At 67.7% G+C, this 20,819-nt stretch carries 22 protein-coding genes; 13 read left to right on the top strand and 9 right to left on the bottom strand.

The window, feature by feature from the left end:
- Window positions 1-518: 518 nt before the first annotated feature.
- On the top strand, window positions 519-1,592 hold the full coding sequence (locus tag AB0H37_RS38155) for a hypothetical protein (protein ID WP_360617496.1): 1,074 nt from the start codon (window positions 519-521) through the stop codon (window positions 1,590-1,592).
- 335 nt (window positions 1,593-1,927) lie between these two features.
- On the opposite strand, the gene AB0H37_RS38150 is transcribed toward AB0H37_RS38155, so the two are convergent.
- On the bottom strand, window positions 1,928-2,503 hold the full coding sequence (locus AB0H37_RS38150) for a hypothetical protein (protein WP_360617495.1): 576 nt from the start codon (window positions 2,501-2,503) through the stop codon (window positions 1,928-1,930).
- 134 nt (window positions 2,504-2,637) lie between these two features.
- Between AB0H37_RS38150 and AB0H37_RS38145 the strand changes: the two genes are divergently transcribed.
- Both AB0H37_RS38145 and AB0H37_RS38140 read left to right on the top strand, forming a co-directional pair.
- Complete coding sequence (locus tag AB0H37_RS38145) at window positions 2,638-4,035, top strand: helix-turn-helix transcriptional regulator (RefSeq protein WP_360617493.1); 1,398 nt, start codon at window positions 2,638-2,640, stop codon at window positions 4,033-4,035.
- Window positions 4,036-4,405: 370 nt separating this feature from the next.
- Entirely contained in the window at window positions 4,406-5,200 is a 795-nt protein-coding gene (locus AB0H37_RS38140) for a DUF5677 domain-containing protein (protein WP_360617492.1), read from the top strand.
- Here AB0H37_RS38140 and AB0H37_RS38135 read toward each other — a convergent pair.
- The 3 genes from AB0H37_RS38135 to AB0H37_RS38125 all read right to left on the bottom strand — a co-directional run bounded on the left by AB0H37_RS38135 (window position 5,161) and on the right by AB0H37_RS38125 (window position 7,025).
- Window positions 5,161-5,475: a recombinase family protein gene (locus AB0H37_RS38135; protein WP_360617491.1), complete on the bottom strand. Its 315-nt coding sequence runs from the start codon at window positions 5,473-5,475 to the stop codon at window positions 5,161-5,163. The genes AB0H37_RS38140 and AB0H37_RS38135 overlap by 40 nt on opposite strands.
- Window positions 5,476-5,697: 222 nt before the next feature.
- A complete protein-coding gene (locus tag AB0H37_RS38130; RefSeq protein WP_360617489.1) occupies window positions 5,698-6,312 on the bottom strand; it encodes a hypothetical protein in 615 nt (204 codons plus the stop codon).
- Complete coding sequence (locus AB0H37_RS38125) at window positions 6,312-7,025, bottom strand: helix-hairpin-helix domain-containing protein (RefSeq protein WP_360617564.1); 714 nt, start codon at window positions 7,023-7,025, stop codon at window positions 6,312-6,314. Before AB0H37_RS38125 ends, AB0H37_RS38130 begins: the two co-directional genes overlap by 1 nt.
- 435 nt (window positions 7,026-7,460) lie before the next feature.
- Between AB0H37_RS38125 and AB0H37_RS38120 the strand changes: the two genes are divergently transcribed.
- The 3 genes from AB0H37_RS38120 to AB0H37_RS38110 all read left to right on the top strand — a co-directional run bounded on the left by AB0H37_RS38120 (window position 7,461) and on the right by AB0H37_RS38110 (window position 9,403).
- Window positions 7,461-8,369: a hypothetical protein gene (locus tag AB0H37_RS38120; protein WP_360617488.1), complete on the top strand. Its 909-nt coding sequence runs from the start codon at window positions 7,461-7,463 to the stop codon at window positions 8,367-8,369.
- A 634-nt stretch (window positions 8,370-9,003) separates the two neighbouring features.
- A complete protein-coding gene (locus AB0H37_RS38115; protein WP_360617486.1) occupies window positions 9,004-9,282 on the top strand; it encodes a hypothetical protein in 279 nt (92 codons plus the stop codon).
- Window positions 9,263-9,403 (top strand): hypothetical protein, encoded by a 141-nt coding sequence (locus AB0H37_RS38110; RefSeq protein ID WP_360617484.1) that lies wholly within the window; start codon window positions 9,263-9,265, stop codon window positions 9,401-9,403. The genes AB0H37_RS38115 and AB0H37_RS38110 overlap by 20 nt, the downstream gene beginning before the upstream one ends.
- 159 nt (window positions 9,404-9,562) lie before the next feature.
- Here the strand turns inward: AB0H37_RS38110 and AB0H37_RS38105 are convergent, their stop codons facing one another.
- The gene (locus AB0H37_RS38105; protein ID WP_360617483.1) at window positions 9,563-9,736 is read right to left on the bottom strand and encodes a hypothetical protein; all 174 of its coding nucleotides are present in this window, start codon (window positions 9,734-9,736) and stop codon (window positions 9,563-9,565) included.
- A gap of 2,219 nt (window positions 9,737-11,955) precedes the next feature.
- Between AB0H37_RS38105 and AB0H37_RS38100 the strand changes: the two genes are divergently transcribed.
- The 4 genes from AB0H37_RS38100 (at window position 11,956) to AB0H37_RS38085 (ending at window position 14,437) form a co-directional block, all read left to right on the top strand.
- On the top strand, window positions 11,956-12,990 hold the full coding sequence (locus AB0H37_RS38100) for a pentapeptide repeat-containing protein (RefSeq protein WP_360617482.1): 1,035 nt from the start codon (window positions 11,956-11,958) through the stop codon (window positions 12,988-12,990).
- 111 nt (window positions 12,991-13,101) lie between these two features.
- Window positions 13,102-13,437, top strand: coding sequence for a hypothetical protein (locus tag AB0H37_RS38095; RefSeq protein WP_360617480.1), 336 nt, complete (start codon window positions 13,102-13,104; stop codon window positions 13,435-13,437).
- Complete coding sequence (locus tag AB0H37_RS38090) at window positions 13,427-13,993, top strand: hypothetical protein (protein ID WP_360617479.1); 567 nt, start codon at window positions 13,427-13,429, stop codon at window positions 13,991-13,993. Before AB0H37_RS38095 ends, AB0H37_RS38090 begins: the two co-directional genes overlap by 11 nt.
- A gap of 192 nt (window positions 13,994-14,185) precedes the next feature.
- Window positions 14,186-14,437, top strand: coding sequence for a hypothetical protein (locus tag AB0H37_RS38085; protein WP_360617478.1), 252 nt, complete (start codon window positions 14,186-14,188; stop codon window positions 14,435-14,437).
- 1,229 nt (window positions 14,438-15,666) lie between these two features.
- On the opposite strand, the gene AB0H37_RS38080 is transcribed toward AB0H37_RS38085, so the two are convergent.
- Both AB0H37_RS38080 and AB0H37_RS38075 read right to left on the bottom strand, forming a co-directional pair.
- Window positions 15,667-16,245: a hypothetical protein gene (locus AB0H37_RS38080; protein ID WP_360617476.1), complete on the bottom strand. Its 579-nt coding sequence runs from the start codon at window positions 16,243-16,245 to the stop codon at window positions 15,667-15,669.
- A 627-nt stretch (window positions 16,246-16,872) separates the two neighbouring features.
- Window positions 16,873-17,391: a hypothetical protein gene (locus AB0H37_RS38075; RefSeq protein WP_179831326.1), complete on the bottom strand. Its 519-nt coding sequence runs from the start codon at window positions 17,389-17,391 to the stop codon at window positions 16,873-16,875.
- A gap of 118 nt (window positions 17,392-17,509) precedes the next feature.
- Between AB0H37_RS38075 and AB0H37_RS38070 the strand changes: the two genes are divergently transcribed.
- Complete coding sequence (locus AB0H37_RS38070) at window positions 17,510-18,631, top strand: methyltransferase domain-containing protein (RefSeq protein ID WP_360617475.1); 1,122 nt, start codon at window positions 17,510-17,512, stop codon at window positions 18,629-18,631.
- Window positions 18,632-18,702: 71 nt separating this feature from the next.
- On the opposite strand, the gene AB0H37_RS38065 is transcribed toward AB0H37_RS38070, so the two are convergent.
- On the bottom strand, window positions 18,703-19,239 hold the full coding sequence (locus tag AB0H37_RS38065; RefSeq protein ID WP_360617474.1) for a dihydrofolate reductase family protein: 537 nt from the start codon (window positions 19,237-19,239) through the stop codon (window positions 18,703-18,705).
- 366 nt (window positions 19,240-19,605) lie between these two features.
- On the opposite strand from AB0H37_RS38065, the gene AB0H37_RS38060 reads away from it, so the two are divergent.
- Both AB0H37_RS38060 and AB0H37_RS38055 read left to right on the top strand, forming a co-directional pair.
- Window positions 19,606-19,905, top strand: coding sequence for a DUF6247 family protein (locus tag AB0H37_RS38060; RefSeq protein ID WP_179835734.1), 300 nt, complete (start codon window positions 19,606-19,608; stop codon window positions 19,903-19,905).
- A complete protein-coding gene (locus AB0H37_RS38055; RefSeq protein WP_141582627.1) occupies window positions 19,902-20,159 on the top strand; it encodes a hypothetical protein in 258 nt (85 codons plus the stop codon). The genes AB0H37_RS38060 and AB0H37_RS38055 overlap by 4 nt, the downstream gene beginning before the upstream one ends.
- Before the next feature lie 189 nt (window positions 20,160-20,348).
- Here the strand turns inward: AB0H37_RS38055 and AB0H37_RS38050 are convergent, their stop codons facing one another.
- Window positions 20,349-20,660 (bottom strand): HAMP domain-containing histidine kinase, encoded by a 312-nt coding sequence (locus AB0H37_RS38050; protein WP_179835733.1) that lies wholly within the window; start codon window positions 20,658-20,660, stop codon window positions 20,349-20,351.
- Window positions 20,661-20,819: the final 159 nt, after the last annotated feature.

Genomic DNA, 20,819 nt, shown 5'->3' with positions numbered 1-20,819 from the left:
TGGGCCTTCCCATCCACCGTCGACGGAGCCCAGGCGACATACCGACTAGAGAAGCCATAAACCATCAGTAACAACAGAGGCTCGGCTATTGCTGCTGTTGCTCGTATTGCCTGGTGTTTCCCGGTCGCCGAAACTGGAGTCCCAGGCAACTGTAAACTCAGGCAGCAGGGAGCCGGTCGTGCCTCGCCACCGAACCCATCCGATCGCCAACCCGGACCTGGTAGCCCACCTCGAAGGGCACCGGTCGCTCCTACAACGCCGTCGCCAGAGCGATCAACCGAGTAGCCCGCGAAATCTACCACCCGACGTCGTGCACGGCTGCGAGCCTGCCCAAACGGGTCAGCGGCGGAATCCCATTACCTGCCACCGTCGAGATCATTTTCGAAGCGATTTCCCGACTCCTCGACCGACCCGACCTGACCGCAGTGGACCCGGGCTGGCCGCAGCCTGCCCAAGACGACCTGATCCGTGGCAGGGAGATCCCGTTTATTGGATAACCGCCTTGAGAAAGGGATGAAATGCTCGATCGGCGAACCGCGCTCACGTCCGGCCTGTACTCCCTTGCAGCGGCGTCCCTTCCCCGGCTCGACGACCGCGCCAGTACCGACCCGGTGAACCACGCCCGCACCCACCAGCTCGCCGCAGGCGACACCACCCTCGATCCCGGCACCGCCCTGGCCCGCTCTGGCCCCCAACGCCAGGGAGGAACCGGCGACCTCGACCGCATCCACACCGCGACCAAGACGTTCGCCGACCTCGACGACCAATTCGGCGGCGGCCACGCCCGCACCGCCACCGCCGCCTACCTCACCCACTGCGTAGCACCGCTGCTGCGCGGCACCACCGGCCGCAACCGCCCCGCCATGTTCACCGCCGCCGCCGAACTGGCCTACCTGCTCGGCTGGATGGCCGCCGACGACATGCGCCACGGCCTGGCCCAGACCTGGTACGTGCAGGCCGTCCGCCTCGCGCAAGAAGCCGACGACCCCACCATGCGCTCCACCGCGCTGCGCTCCCTGGCCGTCCAAGCCCTCGACCTCGGCCACAACAGCCACGGCCACGCGCTCGCCGAGGCCGCCGCCGACGGCCTGCGCCGCCACTGCCCCCTACGCAAACGGGCATGGATCACCGGGATGCGGGCCGAGGCCCTGGCCGCCACCGGATACCAGCGAGCCGGCGCCCACCGCCTGCTCGCCGCGGCCGAAACCGACCTCGAACGCGCAGACTCCCTCCCAGAGGCCGACTGGACCGGCGACTACCGGCGCCCCTCATATGAACACCAGATCGGACTCACCCTCACCCAACTCGGCGACCACAAAGGCGCCGAAAACCACTACGCCGCCTCCCTCAGCCGCCGTCACCCCATCGAACGCCGCACCAAAGCACTCATCACCACACGCCTGGCACTCGCACAAATCCACCAACGTCGCCCTGAAGACGCCGCTCAAACCGTGCTCGCCCTCGCCCCCGATCTGCCCGTCCTGAGATCCGCGCGCCTCCACCAACAACTCACCAAAATCCGCCGAGCCTGGGCCCACGCCCATACGGCACCCCATGTGCGTGAGGCAGACCAGATCATCGCCGCGTTCTAGCAACCCGCCCGCAGCGCGACCCCACGAAAACCCTATTCGGGTGAAGGCAATACCCTGCGGTCTCGGCCTCCTGCGGTTCCGGCCTCCTGTAACCCCGTCGCCTCCCCACGCGTTATACTGGAAAGCGCGTAAGCCTCTCTTAATTGCGGCGGACTTGTCACCCGTCGGCAGGGGCACGCGGGGAGCGACGGATCGGCCTCGGTGGCGGGAGCGCTTATAGGGTTCTCCACCCGGTGCATAAGGCCGCTCCGTCGTTCCCTTTGTTCGCGCGGCAGCGGAACGCGGGCGTCTATTGCCAGTTACAGACACCCGCGCGGCATCCAGGTCAACAGGGGCTACGCGGGGCGAGACTCCCACGTCACGGCACGGTGGTCTCGCAGCATCGCTTCCACGCCGCCCGCATCAGAGCCGTACTCGCTACGAAGCGACCGCATCGCCACCGCGGCACCGGCCGCTGGCGTGCCGCTGTCCAGTTGCCGACTCAGTGTGGCGCGGACGGCCTCTGCGGCCGAGGGCGGCAACATGTGCCGGGCAACCGCGGCGACAAGTCCAGTAGCGGCGTCGACCAGCAGCAGCATCACTGCGAAATTCGCCTTCGGGCTCCCGATTTCCACAGGCCCCAACTGATCATGGACGTCGTTGCGCACGTGGTAGGGCATCGAAATCCATGGGAGAACGACCCGGTCGTCGGCAAGCAGAGACACGCACAGCAGCGCGCCCGCCTCGCTCCCGATCCAGCCGGCGCGCAATGTGCCGGAGTCGACGGCGTTCACCAGGTCGCCCGCCGGCCCCGCCACGAACAACCGGACCTCCGCCACAGCCTCGCGGACCTGCAGCATCGGAATTTCTGGCCAAGCCGTCCGGCCAGCGACGAACGGCGTCCCGACCTTGTGCCTGGTCGCCATGGCCACGTCACATCTCCCAGTCCGTCTCTCCGCCAACGAGCGCCTTCCCCCACCGCGCCCGCCAGGAGAGCCAAAAGTTGCTCAGCACACGCGGTTCGAATCACCAACCACGCCATACCATTGTAGGACCGGGGGTGGTTATGGCGGACGAACAGCACGACAGCTCAGCACTCGGGCAACGCATCCGGGCCCTGCGCACAGCCGCGGGAATGACACAACGGCAACTCGCCGGGCAAGAACTCACGGCCGCCGAGATCTCCAGCATCGAGACCGGGCGGCTGATTCCGTCGCCGCGAACGGTCCGCATTCTGGCGCGCAAGCTCGACAGTTCACCCGAGTACCTGCTACACGGCATCACCCCGGATCAACTCGATGCGCTTCACACCGATCTGGCGGCAGCCCGGTACGCCCTGTTCCAAGGACAGGCACACGAAGCCGTCCTACGACTCGATCACCTCATCGCCGACCCGATCCTGCGACGGCTCCCTGAGCTCTATAACGACGCCATCGCCGAATGGGCCTTGGCGTGGGAGGCCACCGGTGACCTACCCACCGCCGCCACCACACTGGAGACCAAGGCCGCATCGGCACACCCCGGGGAGAGGGCCTGGGCAGGCCTGATCGCCACCGCAGTGCGCTGCCACTACCGAGCCGGCAACAGCCACGAGGCCATCAGAGTCGGCCGAACAGCGCTCGCCACACTCAACGACCAGCGCGGGCGATGGGGCCGGGCCGGCGTCGTCATCGCCTCCGACCTGCTACCAGTCCTCATCGAGGTCGGCGACGAGACCGTCGGCATGCGACTGGCGAACGCCCTTCGAGACCGGCTCGGCTTCACCGGAGCCGAAGACCCCTCGCTGCACTACAAAGCGCACTGGCACCTGGCCGAGGCGGCGCGGATCTGGGGGCCGATCCGCTATCTGATCCGGCACGCCGACGACGCCGTCTCGATCGTCCTCAAGCACGGCAGCGGCGCCGTTGACCCCTGCCAGACCGCCATCGCCTACGCCGACCTCCTCCTCGGCGCGCAGCACCGTGAGACTGCGGCCAGGGCCCTTCGGGCCCTGTCCAGCAAGGCTTTGCCGTGGGGGACACGTCCGGTCCAGGTGGTCATCGAACGCGAGCTGTTGCTGGCCCGCGCTCACCGGCAGCTCGATGACCATGACCGGGCCCGCCAAGTGCTCAACCCCCTGCTGGTTAGCCATGGCGCTGATCTTTCGCCGCGACTGCGCGGGCGGCTCATGCTCGAGCTCGGCTACGCTGCCTCCGGCCGCCCGGCTGCCGCCCTCTTCCGCAGGGCGGCCGAACTCCTGGCAGAGGGGGGCCTGTCGGCAGAAGCGGCTGAGGCCGCACAATCGGCCCTCTCCTACCAGGACCCGGCCGCCTCTACCGGGCCGCCACGGCAGCGAGCCGGCGGAGCCGCCAACCCGGCCCGCGACTCCACGGCCGACCCTCTAAGTGGTCTTCGCCCTCGCCCCCGCCAACGATGGCAGCCTCCCTCGCCGCAGCCGCACCATCGCCGCCCACGCGGCCGCTGATCGCAGTTGGGAGCACCCGCAGCGACGAACCGGAGTCCCGGACCTGAACGAGGAAGACACAGCAGTCGTCTCTAGCAGGAACTCGCCGTCATAGCCTGTGCGCAGAACTACGCACATCACGTTCGCCTACCGGCCCGACGCCCACGCCGGACGGCCCAGCCCTGATCGCCAGCCACCCGCTTACGCGGTAGCGGTCAAGGCGGGGGATCGGAGAAGTTCCGCTACCTCCTAGCAAGCCGGCCGAAGCATTCACCCTTGCCGGGCCTGGAGCGGACGGTCGCCAAGCGGCTGACCTGAGGTGATGGGGCCAGCAGGATCGAGGGCCATAAGTCGGATGCGGGGCTCGCGCGGTCAGCTCTATTCTGCGCCGATGACTTACACATTCGGGAACAACCCCGGTACACGTAGGCGGGCACTGCCCATAGCGAAAACCTTGATGGCCGAGGCCGAGGCCCTGACGGTGCGCGGGCTGGACGTGTTGGAGGAGGACCTCCCGCTGGTACGCGTCTTGGCCGGGTGGTGGATGCACGTCAACGCCTTGGCCGCCGATTTTGTGAAGCTCGTCGAGGGAGGCAGCACGATCCAGACCGTCCCCGGGTACCGGTCGATGGCCGAGCACGTCTACAAGATGATCTGGCTGGCACGTGCTGGCGACGATGGCTTGAAGGTCCTCAGCTTCAACACGTGGAACAAGCGGCGCCTGATGATCGAGGAGTTGGGGGAGAGCTGGGAGCTGCTAGACGACGTCGAGGTCGGGCCCGTCCCCGACATCGACATCCGCGCGCTCAGGAGTGTGAAGGACGATCCGGTGGAGGGCCGCCTCTACAGGCTCTGGAACCAGTTCGAGCAGTTCAACAAGCTGACCGCCAGCTTCGGCCACGCCGACATGTACACCGCCTACCGGCTGATGTGCAACTACAGCCATCCGACGGCCTCCACGGCCGACGCTTACACCGAGGCCAGCGGGGACGGCACCTTTGCGATCCGAGTGAAGCCCAAGCCCCTGGGAGGTGGGGACCCTGAGATCCTCCACCTACCGATCCTGCTGATGCAGGCTGGGCTGGTCGTCTCGGGCAAGCTGCAGGGCGACCCGTTCCGACGGGGGGTGGACAAGGCCGCCCGCGACTACGGGATCAAGGTGGCCGACCTGCTGCCTACTACATAGCATCCGAGCCGGAGGCCGCCGCCCGCCCCACCGCAGAGCGGGCGGCGGTGTACCGCACCGCCGTGCATTGGGTCGCGCCGCACGCCGACCTCGCGTGTTGCCATTCCCTCGCGGGTGCGCAGGTGACTCAGCTTCGCCTCGAACTCGGCGACCATCACCAGGGTCTGCAGGAACAGCCGGCCGAACGGGTCGTTCCAGTCGTAGGCCGATCCGCCCAGTCCGAACAGCACCACCCGGTCGGACAGGTCGGTGAGGATCTGGTTGGCCGCGGCCACGGTGCGGGCGAACCGGCGAACTTGGTCACGGTGAACACGCCGCCCGGCCACACCATCGCAAGGGCCTGGTCCAGGCCGCCACGGCTGCGGCGGGTGGCAGCACCCACCGACCTGGCCTGCGAACCCGACCCCGGCCCCGGCTACTGGGGAGTCGTTTCGCTTGCGGCACCCGATGAGCTGAGGCGCCACCGCTCCGGGCGCCGCGTGCTACAGGCTCGCCTCTCAGGCGAAGCGATCGCAGCGCACAGTCCGGGCGGCCTCGTCCAAGACAATGCGTTGCTCGGCCGCGGTCAGACCGTCCAGTACCTGGATCATCTGCTGAACCTGTTCGGCGACGTCACGGTGCGGAGCCGGTTTGGCGGCCGGTGAAGCCCGGTAGGCCGCGACCGCGCCGAACGTTTGCGCAGGCATGCCGGCTGCGGTCGCGGCCTTTCGGAGGGTCGAGCGTGTCTCCTGCCGCATCGCCGGATGGTCGTAGCGGCACGGATCCCAGTCGTGGGCGAGGATCAGGGGTTCGGCGTGCTGGAAGACCAGGTCCCGGGCGGTGCGATAGCGGGCGTCCCGCTGCTGGTAGCCGGGATCGTGCAGGCCTGGCCGGGGGCTCGGGAAGTCGTGCTCGGCCCAGTCCGCGCCCAGGTCCACGCACTCTTCGAAGGCACACCGGCGGGCCTGGCGGGTCAGACGCTCGCGGACTTCGCGTAGTCGCTCCTCTCCCACAACGTACGCGGGGAGCGGCGAGGTCCTCTCGGGGGGCATGCGGCGCATCTTTTCATGGACGAGCTGCCAAAACGGGAACGAGCGGAGGAACCCGTCCGGCAGGTCGCTGTTCGCCGACATCAGCGCAGCCGGACCTCCTGGACCTCCGTGCGGGCGAAGAAGGCCACGATGCTCTCGGCGGCCTTCGGCCCGATGTCGCGGATCGCCACCAGGTCATCGGCCGTCGCCGCCGCGATGTCCTCGATGCGCTGGTAGCCGGCCAGGCACAGGCGCTTGGCCGTGCCCTCGGACGCCATCGGGATCGCCAGCCCGATCAGCGCGCGCCGCAGGCCCACCTCCTTGGACGAGGCGATCGAGTCGACCATGTTCTGGGCGCTGACCTCGCCCATCCGCTCGTAGCCGAGGAGCTGCTCGGTCGTGAGGTCGTAGAAGTCGCTGCGGCGTTTGAGCACGCCGTCCTCGGCGAGCTTCTCGATCCAGACGTCGCCGACGCCCTCCATGTCGGCCGCCTGGCGCGAGGCCCAGTGCATGAGGCGGCGCGTCGCCTGCGCCGGGCACTGCAGGTTCACGCACCAGCGCTCTTCGCCGGTGCCGCGGACCTCCAGTTCGGAACCGCACGACGGGCAGTGCGCCGGCGGGATGATCTCGACCTCGCTCCCGTCGCGCCTCTCCGGCAGCGAGCGGCCCGCGAACGGGATCACATCGCCGCGCCGCACGACCGCCACCGTGTCGCCGATCCGCAGATCGCGCTCGCGGATCAGCCGAGGGTTGTGCAGGGTGACGTTCTCCACCGTCACACCGCCGACGAACACCGGCGCGACCTTCGCGCGCAGCGAATCCCAACAGCTGTCTCAACGACCTCACTCGACGACTGAACGCTCCGCGCAACCCTTGACGAATCCTGTAGGGGGCACCCCGGCGCCGGCCTCTCCAGGCCACCCGACCCGCCCACCACCCGGTCCTGTGCCCCCGTCAACGACGTCCGCAGCCTCCTGCTCGCCCAGCCCGGCCAGACGACATCGGAAACAGGCTGACGGTAGGCAACCGCCTGGCAGAGAAAGTTCTTTTGGATTCCTATTCATAGTGACACCTCCACTGACACACCCCTCCCTAGAATGGCGTCAATCTTCCGGGATCAACTAATGTCGAAAGAATAAGCACCCAGCCCAAGATGCAGAGCCAGTTCTTAGCTCGAAGGACTGGCATTCTAACTTGAAGAGGTAGCGATATTGCGGGCTCTTACTGGCGTCACGGCTCGACTGGCTGGCATGGCCGCTGTCACCTTTACGGCGATGACGGTCACTGCGGTCTCCGCCAGCGCTTGCCCATCACCCGCGCAGGTGTTCGGACAGCCAGATGGATTGGGCTTCGTCGTCACAGACGTCGAGTCGGTGCGCAGGCAACTACAGAGCGCGGTCGGGCTGGATTTTCAGCCCTCGAAGAGGGTGACTGTTTCAGTTCGACTCGCCGACGATAAAGCTCAGACGGTCACCCTAAAAAGTTCCACCACGCGCGCCGATCAACCATCGACGGAGGTGGTAGAAGCTCAACCGAGCATCGGTCCCTGGGCTGTCCACTCCGGTCGCGCAACTCCGTTTCTGTCCTATTCAGTCAGCGATATATCCATTGCCGGAGCGCTGCTACGCCGGGCTGGCTTTAACCCCACAGCGGAAAGTGCTCACGTCGGGTTCTGGCAGGGATTGGGGGGCGTCCTCGTCCGTCTGGTGGACGAGGAGACGCCCAGCGGCTCCCTAAGCAACGATGCACCACCTCCTGCAGCGCTGACGCTGTACCCATGTGATGTGGATGGAGTGCAGAAGCAACTCACCGACGGGCTTGGGGTGACATGGTCGGGCTCGCAGACCTTCAAGCTTCGATGGGCGCTCGCTGACGGCACCGAGCGGCTGCATACCTCTACTTCAACCACCACTCAGGACGGCCAGCCGTTCCTGGCGATCGAGGCGCCCCACGAGTTCCCGGGGGAGGACCCCTGCTCCGAGAAGTACACCCCCTACTACCTGGTGTCCGCCGCACAGAATGTCGCCCAGGCCGAGGATCGAGCTGCCAATGCCGGAATGCACCTGATCGCACGCGTCCCCGACCAGATCGCCGCCTACCGCGGAGCCAATGGCCTGTCTCTGGAGATCGTCAACCCCGCTTTCCTCCCGCAACAGTAGCCGCGCCGGCCCAAGGCGATCAGCGACGACGTGCTCACCTTCGTCCTGGAGCCGTGCGCCGGGGGCGCCCCCGTGCCCGCGATCACCGCCAGGCCGACGAGGGGACCGGGAAGGAGGCGGGGCAACCCTCCTTCCCGGTCCCCTCGATGTGCTGGGTGCTGGCCCGACGCTGACGACTCAGCGCCGCCCGGGCGGCGGCGCGCCTCAGAGGTCCTAGACCTGGCCGGCAGCCGGTGATCGCCGGGCTGGGCGCGGTCGCGGAGGGCAGGATGCGGTGTTGTGGCGGTGCGGGACACGAAGAGGTGATGGGCGGCGGCGGTTGCCGCAGGCGTGGTAGTCGTCGGCGGGCTGGTGTGGGGGTAGCTGACACGCGGTGAGGGTCAGGATCCGGTAGAGCGAGCGAGCTGGTACGTCGGCATCGCCGGGGCGCTGGTCGCCGGACCTGGGCCGCGAGCGGTATGGACGAACACCGCGCACCGCTCCATCAGCCGGCGCAGCGCTTCGAGCACCCTAGGCGGGCCCGTCGTAGACGGGGCCGACCCTCCAGCCCCGCGAGTAGCGGTGGACTGTCCCCTCGAAATCGACCCCCACCGTCGCCATAAAGAAGCGCGACATCGACAGGCTGGCGCGCACAGTGCGCCGCCCCTCCCTACCGACTTTCACCCCGGCCAACGGGCCCTCGGGTTTCGACGTTCTCGCCGCGCGCAACGCGGTCGCCCAACTAGTCGAGGACAACTTCGCCAATGACCCGGTCGCTGCGCTGCTGGAGCTGGCGGACCCCTACATCGGCGTGGCCTATCTTGACCCGGTCTGGTTCGCCGAGCACGTGGGGCGCGGCCTGACCCATGCGGAACAGGTACGGCTCGGCGTCGAGCTGAGGGATTCTGCGCGGTGTGGACGATCTCTGCGGTGACATCCTGGCCGCCTACACCCAGCTCGTCCTGGCCGCGGCCAACGTCGTACCGCTCGACCGCGCCGCCTCACCGGAGTCCGGTACGGGCGTCGACGCCACTGACGGCGATCCCTTAACGTGAGTACAACCAATACAAGTATTCAGCGGCCCTGGCACACGTCCCCGGGCGCCGCAGAGTACCTGCAGACGCGAAGCGGGCCCGGCCGAGCCGTCGGAAGCACCAGCCGGACCCCTCGCCCCGCGAGACGGGCCCCCGCAAGGGGGCCCGTTCTTGTCTCTGTCAGGCCAGGCCGTGCACGACCAGGTAGACCTGACAAGCGACCCCGGCGACCCCCACCAGCACCTGGGCCGCCGTGAGGCAGACCCTGATGCGGCAGTGACACCGAGGCGTCGGAACGGGCTCGCGCTCCGCACCGTCGCTGCGGGGCTGCTCCAATGGCTCTTCTTCCGCCACCGGGGCCTCCCTTTGACAACCGGGCCTGGATACCGCTCCCCGGGGGAGAGGATCGACCGGCGGCCCGCCCCGGCCAACCCAGCTGGCAGCCGACCGAGGAGACGAGAAGCGCTCGCACGGATCACGTTAAGGCACGCCACCGAACAAACCCGCCCCGCTGGGGGTACAAGGCAAGGAGTTCCGGCCAGAACGGGTCACCGCGACGGGTGCGGGGCCGGATTCGGCCTTACCTCTACCGGTGCGTGAACAGCTCGATTCCGCAGGTCCCGCGCTCGCCGCGGGGACGGCGCTGACGCGGGACGGGCGGGGCAGGGCCGGTCAGCCGCTGCAAATCTTCCCGGTGTCGATGTCGACGACCTGCTCGCCGGATCCGTACACGCGCGGACGCAAGTAGTCCTACAGACGCCGCCGTCGGTCGGTCAGAAGGCGGGGCACGCCTTGTCCTCCTCCTGTACTCGTGAAGGAAGACGCAGTCATACAACGGCGGGTCGGAGTCCGGCCGCTCCTGCGTCCGGGGCGTACCCAGAACGACCCCCACCAATTCCAGCAGCCCGTCACTGTCTGAAGACGAACGCGCCGCAGACGGGCCGATGGTCGGACAGCTCGTCGCCGTCACAGATGACTTTGTGGTCGCTGACCCCCTCGGGGGCAGGTTGGTGTGGAGCCGGTCGCCTCGATGGACGAGGACAGAACGGCGCGCGGCCGGGGGTTGGCTGCTCTGCGGTCAAGGCGTGGGAAAGCGAAAGAAGTCCGTCCCGGAGCGGCGGCCGGGTGCGCAGTTGCCCGACGTCCGGGCCCGCGAGGTGCCCTGCCCGTGCCGCCCCGCGCCGGAACCTCGTGCCGTAACGAGCTCAGCGAGGCGGTCGGGTACCACGCCGACCGCAAGCGGCACGCGGCCGCGAAAGGCCGGCACCCGTCGCGCCGCGCCATCGAGGAACGGCAGCTCGACGAGTACCGCGAAGGGGCGCCCGGCCCGATCACCGGGCAGGCCCGCAACCCATGGAGGAGTTTCTCGCCGCCCGCCACTATCCGCGGCCGGCCAGTGGCCCGGGAACGCCGGATCAACGGCCTTTAGGGCCGTCCTGGCGGCCACCGTGGCCCGGCTCCGGGTCCACGGGGACGGTAGGGACCGCATCGGGTCGTACGGGCCCGCTGAGACGTCCGGCACGACCCCGAGTGCTGGCCGCCGATTCCCCTCGTTCGGCGCGGACCGGTGCTCTACACCGCCCCGCCCGAGGCCATGCGCATCAGGTCTCAAGCCCGCCGCCGGGCCCATGACCCGGCGGCACACGATGAAGGTGCCCGGCAGCGCCCCGGCTGCTGTGGACCATGACCAATTCGGGTGGGTCGTCCTGGCGTTCTCCGACGTCAACGGCCGCCACCCCAACCTGTCGCCCGGCTCCGGCGACGTCGGCCGCGTCGTCGAGGCCATCACCGCATTGACCCGAATCCCGAACACCGTGCCGGACCTGGAGTCGTCTTCGACGGCACTGGGCGGTTGGCTGCACGGCTGGCGTTTGCTGTCCCTGGATCCGCCGCCCGACCTGGGGGGCGTGCGAACAGCGGCATCTGGACAAGCTGGCGAAGGCCGAGACCGCGTGGATTGCGCACGCCGACGGCGACGCCCTGGTCCACGGCGGCATCCGGCCCGACAACCTGCTCGTAAACGGACCCCTGAACACATAAGGGTTTCTATGCCTCAAATAGAACAGATTATGCATTCTGTTTGGTTAGCTGCCGGGGTGTCATTCGGTGCTCGCCGGGTAAGTGGCTGTCTCGTCTCAGCGAAGCTGCTCGTTTCTCATTCAAGCTGCCATGGAGTCCCCCGCTGTCTCACTGAACCTGCTCCGCTAGGGGGTGTTAGCGTTCGGCCATCTCATTGAACCTGCTCCGCCAGGATGGTTGTCTCACTGAACCTGCGAATTTCTCTCATTTTGCCGGCGACGCTGCAGCTGCTAGGAGTATGGAAGCGATGAGTAACAGATCGGATACGGACACTGCCGCTCGACCGTCTTCGTGAACCCCACCTCCCGCGGCCGCGTCTGAGTGATGTGGGCGAGGTAGCGCCGAGCGGCGCGGCAGGAGATCCCGACCGTCCAGGGGTAGGTGACGGTCTCGCGCGGGAGCGCGAAGAGGCGGCCGGCCTATGGCCGATCCGACTGGCACTGACCGTTGCAAGCGGAGCCGCAGTCGTCTGCCTGGTCGTACTGACGACGAGCGTGCTGGCGGTGTTGGGTTTCCCGAGGTTGCAGCACGGCGATGTCCTGCCCTTCGCCCAACTGTTGGACGTGCTCAAGCTTGTGCTCGGCACTGTTGCTGGGGTCGGCGCTTTATTCGCGCTTGTGACGGCCTACCGGCGCCAACGGCTAGCCGAAGCCGCACACGTTTATGCCCAGCGCGTGGACATCATCCAGCAAGCCCATCAGGAACGGTTGGCCCGCAACGCCGAGCATGACGCCGCCGAGCTGCGTATCACCGAGTTGTACAACGCCGCCGCCGAGCAACTCGGCTCCGACAAGGCACCAGTCCGTCTAACTGCGCTTTACACGCTGGAAAGGCTCGCCAACGATAACTATACGCACAGACAAACGATCGTGAACATCATTTGTGCGTACCTGCGCATGCCCTACTTGCCACTGGCCGTACTTGACCCGGCTGACGCACGGCGCCAAGCGACTCGCCGCTATCAAGCCGCCCGCACCGGATCGGCGCTTCCCGCCGGCACCGCTATCGGGCCCGACCCGCGCGAAGAACGCCAAGTGCGCCACATAGCCCAACGAATCCTATGGATTCACCTACAGTCGACCGCAGCCGCCCGTTGGGCCGACATCGACCTAGACCTCACCGGTGCCACCCTCATGGACTTCAATCTGGCGGACTGCACACTGCATACCGCCTGGTTTAGCGGGGCGAAGTTCATTGGCGGTGCCATCTTCAAGGGGGCTGAGTTCAGCGGAGATGCATTTTTTGGTGGAGCGAAATTCGGGGGCACTGCCCACTTTGGCGGGGCGAAGATCGGTGACCTTGCCTACTTCGACTTCGCAGAGTTCAGGGGCACAGCCTTCTTTCGTGAGGCAGAATTTGGCGGCCTAGTTTCCTTTAGTGATCTAAAGCGCAATGACGAATCCTATCTTGAAATGACGCAGGCACGCGTGATGGACCAGTCGTGGTCGCATGTCCTGCCGTCAGGCTGGCGGATTGATGGTTCTAGCGGCCAGCTCATACCAGAGGAAAGACCCGCGCAGCCAGTTTGATATCGAACTCGTTGATTTTGCTTCGCCCGGTTGGTTTGTGTCCAAGTTCGAAAAACGGCTAGGTACGGGTGAGGACTGCAGCGACCAAACCGCCTTGGCGAGGCAGGATCGATGAGAAACTGCCCGGAAACTTCGCAGGTTCGGTGTGTTTCGCTGGTCGGCGAACGGGATACGGTCGAGGGCGAGTGCCCCGTGTGCGGGCACGACGATGCCGTCTACATCGGTGTCGAGGACGTCGATGTCGACGTAGACGTCGAACCTGACGGCATGGGCGGCTACACCGCCGCCAGCTTGGGAGGCCACAGGTTCCTGGCTGCTCACAGCTTCTACTGCGGCGTCTGCGAGCTGGACCTGGTCAATGCCGAGGAACTGGACGCCGCTGGGCTTGAGACTGAGGTCGACTTCAACGAGTTCGTTGAGCCGGACTTCGATCCTCATGACCGGTGAGATCCCAGTGAGCGTCCCCACCTATGAAGGGCTTCTGGACAGTGCACGGTTCTTCGCCAACCGCGCCCTCCGGGACTCCACCAGCGATGACCAGTTCGGGGTCCTCCTGGACGCGGGCACTCTGATCGAGCATCTCTCCAAGGCACTGCTGATCAGCAAGAACCCGGCGTACCTGGTCGAGTCGAAGCCGACCAACTTCGACCACCTTCTGCACCTCACAGGACAAGGCGGCAGGGCACCTCTGACCGGTGCGGTAAGGACCATCGGGGCATACGAAGCCGTGACCCGTGTGCGGAGGCTCGTGGACATCCGCACCTCCCAGACCGACCTCGATCAGGTCCTCCAGGTCCGCAACGGTATCGTGCACGCCGGTGCCTTCGACGAGACCCGGACTCGCCAGTTGCTCACCACGGTGCCTGCGCTACTGCGACGAGGTCTACGACGCTCTGGACGTGAGCGAACGATGGGGCGAGCACATCGACTGGGTCGTAAGTTTGAAGGAGCAGTCCTGGACAGACATCGAGCACGAATACCACCGGAAGATCACCGTGGCTAAGACTCGTCTACGTGCACTAATGGACCAGATTCCCGAGTCTGAGCGGGCCAGCGTGGCAGCAGCCCGGCAGAGCTTCCTGTACTCCCTCGCCGCCAGGGGGTCTACCAGTCTTCTGGCGGCAACCATTCGAGCGAGTTGGTGGACTGTCCGGTCTGCAACCACGAGGGGGCGTTGTGCCGTGGACCACTCCGCATGGAGCAGGAGCTGATGAAGTCTGCGCGCTTCGATGAACCTGATTCGCTAGAGATCATCGACATCTGGGTAGAACCCGAGATCCTTCAGTGCAGGGTCTGTGGAGTGGCCCTCAGCAACGCTGACGAGCTGCGGCTGGCGGGCATCCCGCCCCGCCTGGAGTTCACCCAAAACGGCACACCGTGGGGCTTGATCACGCTTTCCGCTCCCCCCGACGACTTCTACGACGAGGGCCCCTGGACCGCCGACTAAGAAATCCATGCAGGCCAATTCTGGGCGTCCGAGGGCCCAGTTCCGACCCTACTGCTGTGGGGGTTTGCCGCCAGCCTGGCTCGGTGCATCTGCTTGCCCGTTCTGCTGTGGGATGTTGAGCGACGCCTGGGCCTGCTCGATCGTGACGCCGGACTACAGCTTGCGTCCGCGGACAGCAGCTTGGTGGGTCGCTGACGCTGACGCCCGCCAGATTTGCCGAGCCTGCGCTCTGCTCACCCGCCCGGACGACTTGCACCCTCGATCGCCTGGCTGCCGCCCGTTAGCCGTTCATGCTCTACGTTTACGTGCCTGGGTCCAAGGGCCAGCCCTGCGTCGTCCGAAGGCTCACGTCAACGCCACCGCCAGCCCCCCGCCCCGTTAGAGGATGAGTCCGCATGATGGCCACGAGCACGACGCTGCCGTGAATGGAGCTACGAGGCCGAGAAAGAGCGTCGGCGCACCGCGGCCGCTGGGCCGGGCATTGCCGGTGACGGTGGTGGTCATCACCCTGCGCTGGCGGGGCCAGTTCGGACGCGCTAGGGAGTGAATGCTCATGGGCAAGACCGGAGCGGCTTCTCAAAGAGTCCGGACAGGCCTGGCGCCTCCGGCTACCGTGGGTTAGTGCGGTCGTGGCAGCGGGGGCGTTAACTGTGGGAGATCGCAACGGACTTGATCTTCCCTGAAGTGCGCTGTGGTGAAGCGAAAGATGCTGCCTGACCTGCGACTTTGTTAAGAGGCTGCTTCCCCTGGGCTTGATTGATCGTGTTCACACCGAAGAGGCCACTGGTTCGAACCCAGTATCGCCCACGTTTTGCCAGGTCAGAGGCTTGCTCGGATGAAGAGCAGGCCTCTTTGGCGTTGTCGCAGCTCCGAAGAGGTCACGGGATTCGAGTCGGCAGGCGCGACCTCGCTCCCGCGGGGCGGCCTCTTGGACTCCGGGGGCGGCCACTGGTGGCCCGGCGGGAGGAATTTGGGAGATCACCCTTCTCCCACCGCGAACGAGGCCACAAGAAGACCGTGCTACCAGTCACTCTGCGCGGTCGAAGTCGGGCTGAGTGCTCGCCGCATGACCGTTCAGGAACCACGAGCCGGGGTGGGCCGGAATCTGCCTCGCGGCATGCCCGACAGGCCGGTGTGCAGGGGCCCGCGCCCTGCTTCTGGCCGGGTGCAGGTAGCAGGTCACCTGGATTCCCGGGAAGGCCCGCTGGTACGGCACGGCATTCACCGGCTCAGGCTTGGCGGTCATCGGCGCATGCCGGGACGTCCTGCTGGGTGCCGACGCGCCGGTTATCATGCTCGAACGAGCCGTCCGCTACGTCGCCAAGACCCGCAAGGCCGTCACCGCCACCGTGTATCCCGAGGGCGGCCGCCGCGCCCCCCGCGGGCTTCGAGGCCCGGCCAGGCGCGCCGGTCGCGGTCAGCTCACCGCGGGCGCGCTCGGACCACGGCCGCATGCCGAGCCGTTCGAAGACCTCCAGCGCGTCCTGCAGCCACCTGCGCGCCTCGGCCTTGCGCCGGGCCCTGCGCAGCCATTCACCGTAGAGCACCGCGGTCCTGGCGTACTCCAGCGCGCGGCCGTCCTGGTCGTGCAGTCGCAAGGCGGCGGTGTAGTGGGCCTCGGCCTGGTCGTCCGCGGCCAGCAACCTGTGGCAGCGCAGCGCGAGCGCGTCGGCCCAGGGCTGCCGGACGGACCCGGCCCACCGCTCGAAACGCGCCAGGGGTTCGGCGGCGCGTTCCGGCGATCCCGCCCGTACCGCCGATTCGACCAGGTCGGGGGTGGAACGGGTGGCGCAGATGTGATGGCGCATCGGTTCGCGAGTCAGGCGCTCGAAGCGGGCGAGTGCCGCCTCGGCGCGCCCGAGGCCGAGGTCCAGCAGCCCGAGCGACCAGTGCGCCCATGGCGCGCCGGGGGATCCGGCCTCCGGCGGTGGCGGCCCCCAGTCCCACCTCCGCGTTGCGGAGGCACTCCGCTTCGTCGCCTCTGGCCGCGTCGAGGTAGGTGAGGATACTGCCGAACTGGCTGACCCACTGCCGCTGCCCAGTGTCGCGTGCGAGGCCCAGGGCCTCGGTGCCAGTGGCGAGCGCGTCCAGGTGCTGTCCGGTGAACACCTCGGCCTCGGCCACGAAGAACAGCGCCGTCGGCAGCCGTCCGGCACCGCCCCGGGAACGGTGACCGGCTGACGAGTGCGGTCGCCAGCTCGTAGGCGTCGGCGTCCTGGCCCAGCGCGAGCGCGCTCCCGCAGAGGATCATCAGCACCTGGTCGACGTCTCGGCTCCGCCTCCGCACCGCCGCCAGGACGTCGTCCAGCGGCGGCGGCTCGGCCGGGCCCTGGACGAGCCGACCGAGGTAGGGCGTCACCGGCGCGAGCGGGTCCGCGTCGTCCAGCTGCAGCGCGGACAGCCGGTTCAGTGTCAGGCTGCGTGACGAGAGGCGATCATGGGGCGGACGCCTGCCCGGCGAGCGGCTCCGGCGCGTGTCGGGTAACGCGCGGGCCATGGCCCAGCTCGACCGCGACGTGAGCAAGGCGGTAGCCGAGGCCGACCAGGAGGTCCAGCGCGAGATCGCCCAATGGGTGGCGCGACGGGCCTACGCCGTGACCGGTCTGGCGAGCATCGTTTGGACCGCCCCCACCCTGGACGCACTGGACCGGGGACAGCGCCTGCCGCCGCCCTTCGATGACATGGAACGGGTCTGGGCGAGACTGTGGGTCGACGAGCGGGTGCCGAGCTCGACGGTCACACTTCCCGGTGGGGAGATCCACAACTTCTCCGAGAAGGCCGCCGCCGTACCCGCACTGTTCGGAGCCCTCGACGCAGACCCGCTGCAGGCATCGCTCGACGCCCTCTGGGCTGCGGCGGCCGCCTTCGGTACCGATCACCCCGACCTTCTCCAGGAGCTCCGGAACGCCTTCGACCTCCAGGCGGACGTGGGAGAGGCCTACACTGTCGCCCATGACGTTCTTCTTCCACCTGCGTTAGCACGCCGCCGGCGAAGCGCGGATCACCCGTTGCCGGCGAGGCGGGACGGCGGAGCGCCGTCCCGGGTGCTGACGTGGGAGAAGAACGATCACTATGCGCATTTCGCGCACCCGCCTGGTCGCCCGCTGCATACGCGGCCTGGAGCCCGAGGTCGCCGCCGAGGTTCTGGAGTCGGGGCTCGGCTCCGTCACCCGCCTCGGTCATCGCGAGGTCCACTTCCGTCTCCGCTCGTCGAGGCCGGAGCCGATCCCGGAGCTGCGCACGGCCGACGACCTGTTCCTGCAGGCCGCGCGACGGCCCGACTTCGGTACGACGAAGCAGGACCTGACAGCCCTCACCGGGCTCGCCGCCCTGGCCGACACCGACCTGCTGCTGCGCCTGCGCCGCGCACTGACGCGGGGGGCGACCGATATGCCGGGCATCGAAGTCTCCGCCTCCTTCCTCGGGCGGCGCACCTTCACCCGGTACGACGCCGAGGATGTCGTGGGCACGGCTCTGGCCGAGCGGCTCGGCGTCCCCTACCACTCGCGGCGCACAGGCGTCGCGCCTTCGCCGGGGTACTGGGGGTGGCGGCTGACCCTGGACGGCGCGCACGCCACGCTCATGTTGCGGGTCGGCGACCGGCCGTTGCACCGCCGCGCCTACAAGCAACGGTCGATCCGGGGCACCCTGCACCCGCCGCTGGCCGCGGCCATGGCCGTACTGGCCGGAATCCGCCCGGACCACACCGTCCTTGACCCGTGCTGCGGCGCCGGAACCCTGCTGATCGAGGCCGCGCTCGCCCGTCCCGGCGCCCGCCTGTACGGCTTCGACCTGTCTCCCGACGCCGTCGCGACGGCACGGGCGAACGCCGCCGCCGTGCCCGTCCGCGTAGACCGTGGCGACGCCGGCCGTCTCCCCATCCCCGACGCCAGTGTCGACCGCGTCCTGTGCAACCCGCCCTGGGGCGCCCAGGTCCACCCCCGCGGGCTGCTCGCCGACTCTCCGTTCCGCTGGTGGACAGAGCTTCGCCGCGTCCTGGCCCCGGACGGCAGGGCCCTGCTCCTTCTGCCCACCACCGAGACCCTGACCGACGCCATCCGGCACGGCCTCACCCCGGTCCACGTCCAAGGTGTCCGCGTCTCCGGCGCCCAGTCCTACATCGTCGCCCTACACCCGTCAGCACCCCCCAAAACCCGTAGACGTACGAGCCGGACCGAAGGAAACCTCCGTTGAAATCAACGAGCGGGCGTTAGTCAGAGCGGAGGTGAGCCTTCCGACCGTATGTTCGGGCCGAGGAACGGGTCTCAGGCGGTACGGCTGTAGTCGAGGAACAGGGTCCCGTTTGTGCCTCGTTCCAGGTCGCGCAGTCTCCATTGCTGGAGAGTTTCGCCTTCGAACACTCGGTTTCCGTGGCCGACCACTGCGGGTGCGACGACCAGCCGGAGCTCGTCGATGAGCCCGGCCTGCAGCAGCGTGCGCGCCAGAAAGATGCTTCCGTGGATGCCGATGTCGCGGCCGGGCTGGCGCTTCAGGGCCGTCACGTGGTCGGTAGCCGAGGCGTAGACCGCAGTGCTGTTCGCCCACTCCTGAGTGAGCGCCGTGGACGTGACGACGTGCTTGCGGGTGCCGTTGATGAAACCTGCGAAGGGTTCGAAGTCCGACTTCGGCCAGTAACCGGCCCAGTAGTCATAGGTGCGGCGGCCCATCACCACGTCGTCCTGGGACTCGATGACTCTGCCGAGGTAGGTGACCAGCTGGGGGCCGTCGTCGGCGAGCCAGTCGCCGTCCTCGTAGGCGACGCCGTCCAGGGACATCAGATGGTAGAGCACGACCTTGCGCATGTGTTCTCTCCTCAGGATCAGTTCTGCCCGCGGACGGGTGTGCACAGGTGCTCGATCACCCGTCCGGGAAAATGGCATACCGGTGAGCGCATTTAGGATCCCCGGAATGGCGGGTCGGCACATTGGACAGATGGCTTAGGCGGGTTGCTTCGACGTGTTTAGATTCCGCGGCGGGCCGGGCCGGCCCCGAACCCGCGACCGTCGGATCAGAAGTCCGAGGTTCTCCGACGACCACGCGCCCTGCCACCTGGGCACACTCCTCGACAGCGCGCCACCTCACAAGATCCTCCGTGCCTGCTCCGGATCTTGCTCGTGCTCCTGCGGGGAGTCCCGTCCCCGTGTGCGGCACACGGGTAGATTGGCATCATGACCGCTCAGCCCGAGGAACCGACCGCATCGCGGGATCCCGGAGAGGACCCGGCTGCGATCTTCGATGCGCTCCCGCCGTCGCATCGCGACAAGTTCCGGGCCGAGTATGACGAGGCGCTCGACGCCGCGCACGACCTGGCGCGCTTCAAGCAGGTACAGACGTTGCTGCGCCGCTGGCGCCTGCGAGCCATCGCCTACGCCCGTCCCGGCTACGAAGAGGCTGTGCAGGACGCCCTGCAAGGCCGGGAAGACACCTTCGTCCGCTACACCCCGCCGGGCTGGGAAGGCCAGGTGTGACGTACCGCTTCGACGGCTTCCACGGCCGTGCGCTGTACGAGTTGAACGGACTCCCCGAGGAGGTCCGCAACGGGCCGCTCCTCGAACGCCTCCTTCAACTCCTCGAAGCTCCGTGGGACGCGGTACCGGAACGGGCAGATCAGACAGCGGTCCGGCACGCCTTCTTCGGTGCCGGCGGCGAGGGCATGCTCACGCTCCTGGTGGACGAGAAGACAGAGACGCTGCGCATCCTCGACATCCTCTGGTTGGGGTAGCGGCGTAGCCGCTGTTCTTCCCCCACCTTCCTTCCCCCGACCCGTCGAGACCTTTACCTAGCGGCGGACGGGTCGGTCAAGGGGGGCGTAGCCATCGACCGACCCCGGTCACTGGGGCCCGATCTTCGACTACCTCGCCCTCACCCGGCAGGCCACCGTCGCCTCCGCGGCCTCGCCCGCCGCTGCAGCCTAAGGGTGCTCCGAAGCGTCTCTTTGGAGCGACCAGAGCAGGGCGATGACCGTGTTCTCCAAGCGCTCGACGCTCTGCAACGCTTCCTTCAACGCCGCGAAAGGGTCGGCGACGTCCCTGTTGGTCAGGGCTTCTTCCAACTCCAGTCGTAGCGCGGCAAGCGGTGTGCGCATCTCGTGCGAGGCCTGGACGGCGAATCGGCGCTGCCTCTCGGCCGGCGCCTCGCCGTGGAACCGGGCGCGCCGGTCGGCGTCGAAGCTCTTGCATACCTCGGTCGTCCTGGCTGAGGTGAACTCGATGTCCTGGCGCATGTGCGGGTCCTTTCGCTGGTGCGGCGGGTGTACGCCGCTGCCTTATGGAGGGCTGGGGGAGTCACCGGGGGTGAAGGCGCCGCCGAGGGCGGCGGCGTGCGCGGCCGCGGCGGCGATCTCGGCGATCTCGTCGTCCACCGGCCCGCGGGCGACGAGCAG

This window comes from Actinomadura sp. NPDC023710, from assembly GCF_040639875.1.
Lineage (GTDB): Bacteria > Actinomycetota > Actinomycetes > Streptosporangiales > Streptosporangiaceae > Spirillospora > Spirillospora citrea.
Note: the sequence above shows the minus strand (reverse complement) of the source record. Positions and strands in the feature narration are given on the sequence as shown.

Excerpts from the sequence above, each read along its gene's own strand:
- AB0H37_RS38050 (WP_179835733.1), bottom strand. The coding sequence starts at position 20,660 with ATGCGCCAGGACATCGAGTTCACCTCAGCCAGGACGACCGAGGTATGC.
- AB0H37_RS38155 (WP_360617496.1), top strand. The coding sequence starts at position 519 with ATGCTCGATCGGCGAACCGCGCTCACGTCCGGCCTGTACTCCCTTGCA.
- AB0H37_RS38140 (WP_360617492.1), top strand. The coding sequence starts at position 4,406 with ATGACTTACACATTCGGGAACAACCCCGGTACACGTAGGCGGGCACTG.
- AB0H37_RS38130 (WP_360617489.1), bottom strand. The coding sequence starts at position 6,312 with ATGTCGGCGAACAGCGACCTGCCGGACGGGTTCCTCCGCTCGTTCCCG.
- AB0H37_RS38120 (WP_360617488.1), top strand. The coding sequence starts at position 7,461 with ATGGCCGCTGTCACCTTTACGGCGATGACGGTCACTGCGGTCTCCGCC.
- AB0H37_RS38090 (WP_360617479.1), top strand. The coding sequence starts at position 13,427 with ATGACCGGTGAGATCCCAGTGAGCGTCCCCACCTATGAAGGGCTTCTG.
- AB0H37_RS38145 (WP_360617493.1), top strand. The coding sequence starts at position 2,638 with ATGGCGGACGAACAGCACGACAGCTCAGCACTCGGGCAACGCATCCGG.
- AB0H37_RS38070 (WP_360617475.1), top strand. The coding sequence starts at position 17,510 with ATGCGCATTTCGCGCACCCGCCTGGTCGCCCGCTGCATACGCGGCCTG.
- AB0H37_RS38060 (WP_179835734.1), top strand. The coding sequence starts at position 19,606 with ATGACCGCTCAGCCCGAGGAACCGACCGCATCGCGGGATCCCGGAGAG.
- AB0H37_RS38065 (WP_360617474.1), bottom strand. The coding sequence starts at position 19,239 with ATGCGCAAGGTCGTGCTCTACCATCTGATGTCCCTGGACGGCGTCGCC.
- AB0H37_RS38080 (WP_360617476.1), bottom strand. The coding sequence starts at position 16,245 with ATGCGCCATCACATCTGCGCCACCCGTTCCACCCCCGACCTGGTCGAA.
- AB0H37_RS38085 (WP_360617478.1), top strand. The coding sequence starts at position 14,186 with ATGGAGCAGGAGCTGATGAAGTCTGCGCGCTTCGATGAACCTGATTCG.
- AB0H37_RS38075 (WP_179831326.1), bottom strand. The coding sequence starts at position 17,391 with ATGGGCGACAGTGTAGGCCTCTCCCACGTCCGCCTGGAGGTCGAAGGC.
- AB0H37_RS38095 (WP_360617480.1), top strand. The coding sequence starts at position 13,102 with ATGAGAAACTGCCCGGAAACTTCGCAGGTTCGGTGTGTTTCGCTGGTC.